General features: G+C 67.3%; 1 protein-coding gene. It reads left to right on the forward strand.

Going from position 1 to position 2420, the window contains the following annotated elements; all coding sequences use genetic code 11:
* The coding region (locus tag ASC87_RS28330; protein ID WP_304440712.1) for a calcium-binding protein at positions 1-2420 on the forward strand (2420 nt) is incomplete at both ends.

The raw sequence follows: 2420 nt of genomic DNA on the forward strand, positions 1-2420 counted from the left end.
ACGACAGCGCCGGGCGCAACCAGCTGCGCTTCGTCATCTCCCCCGAAGGCCGGGTCACCGAGCACCGCTACGACACCTTCGGCAACCGGGTGTCCACGATCGCGTTCGGCGCCGCGTCCTATCCGGTGGAATCGCTCACGGCCACCGGCGTGCCACCGGAGACCCACGTGGCAGGCTGGGCTTCGTCGCAGGACCCGTCGCGCAGCCTTCGCACGGACTACACCTTCGACTTCCGCGGGCAAGTCGAACGCACGCTGTCCTATGCGCAGCTGGACACCCGGGGCAACGGCGTCATGGACCAGGGCGCCCGAAGCACGCGCTTCTTCTACGGCCCGACAGGCCTGCTGCTGACCACCATCGACCCGAACGGGAACGTCACGACACAGACCCACGATGGACTGGGCCGTGTGTTGTCGTCCACCGACGCGTTGAACCAGGTCACCCTGAGCCAGTACGACGACGCGCACTACCAGGCCTCGATCACCTTGGCGAACGGACTGGTCACCACCAGCACCTATGACCGGGCAGGCCGACTGGTGTCGGTGATGCAAAGCAGCCAGGCTTCTGCGAACCTCGGCGAAACCAGCTACGCCTACGATGCGGCGGGCAGGCTGGTGATGACCCGCGATGCCACGGGGCGGTCGCACTGGACTCTGCACGACGACGCCGGCCGCAAGGCGGGCGACATCGACAGCGACGGCACGTTGACCGAGTACGTGTACCACGCCAACAACCTGCTGGCGGCGACGATCGTGCACGCGAACCCGGTCAACGTGGGCGTGCTGACGGGCAACGGCGGCCAGCCGACCAACCCGGCGCTGTCCACCGTCCGGCCCGCCGCGAGTGACAAGGACCAGCGCAGCTGGCGCGTGTACGACAGCGCGAACCGCCTGGTGCAGACCATCGATGGCGAAGGCTTCGTCACGGCCAACGAATACGACGGCGCCTCGCGGATCATCGCCACCCGCCAACATGCCAATGCGGTGTCGGTGCCGGCCACCGGCGCAGCCCCGATCTCTGCGCCCGTGGTGCCGGTGGCCAGCGCGGCGGACCGGGTGAACCGGTCGTTCTACAACGCCGACGGCCTGCTGGTGGGCCAACTCGACGCCGAAAACTACTACACGCAGTACCGGTATGACGCGGCTGGCCGCAAGACCGCACAGACGCGGTTCGCCACACCGATGGCCGGCACGCTGACGAACGCGCTGACGCCACCCATCGTGGTGCTGGAAGGCAGCCCCATTCCCATGGTGGCCTACGTGGTGCAGCGTGCAGAAGGTGGCGCTGTGCGCGGCGTGCCATCCAACGCGGGTGACGGGTCCGTCGGCGTGTTCGACATGGCCACGTTGAAAGCCCGGCTGGAGGCGTTCAAGGCCGTCGACGAAGCGGGTGCGTTCCGTGACTTGGTTGCATTGGTGCGCTACGCTGCGCCCACCTTGAAAGCGGCCGGTTTCGATGCCGCCGCTTTGCTGCGGTCCTGGATCAGTGCGCTGCCTGCCAACTCGCCCACGCGCAACGCAGTAGCAGGGCTCGACGTGGTGCTCGCAGGCAGCAGCCCGGTCAACGGCAACAGCGCCTCGCAACTCATCCTGGGCGACTCGCTGGGCAACGCCATCTACGGCGGCGGTGGAAACGACTACATCGACGCAGGCGCAGGCGACGACAACACCATTTTCGGCGACGCGGGCGACGACACCATTGATGGTGGCGCCGGGAACGATTGGCTGAATGGCGGCCAGGGCGCCGACACCTACCTCTTTGGCTGGGGTTCGGGCAAGGACACGATCAACAACGCCGCCAGCGATCCGCTGGGCCCTACCCCCGACACCGTCTTGATGGGCGCAGGCGTGACGCCGTCCAACGTGCGGGTCACCCGGACAGCGAACGAACTCGTGCTGAGGCTTTCGGGTTCGGACGACCAACTGACCATCCTGAACTATTTCATGGATGACGGCGTCAACAACTGGAACGTCGGCACCGTGCGCTTCGCCAACGGCACCGTGTGGACCATGGCAGACGTCAAGGCGCTGGCCACGAGGGCCACGGCGCAGGACGACGCCCTGCTCGGCTATGCGTCCGACGACGCCATCGCAGGCGGCACGGGGAATGACACCATCACCGGCAAGGGCGGCGCGGACACCCTGCGCGGCGATGCCGGCGAAGACTCGCTTTCGGGAGACGACGGCGACGACGAACTGTCGGGAGGGGCTGACAGCGACACGCTCACAGGAGGTGCGGGCATCGACCTGCTGCTGGGCGGCGCAGGGGCTGACAGCCTCGTCGGCGGTATGGGCGACGACACGCTCGATGGTGGCGCGGGCAACGACACCCTGAAGGGTGGCGAAGGCTCCAACACCTACCTGTTCGGCATCGGGTCCGGCCAGGACACCATCGACAACAGCAACACGGCCTACACCGGC

It is taken from the genome of Rhizobacter sp. Root1221, from assembly GCF_001425785.1.
Taxonomy (GTDB): domain Bacteria; phylum Pseudomonadota; class Gammaproteobacteria; order Burkholderiales; family Burkholderiaceae_C; genus Rhizobacter.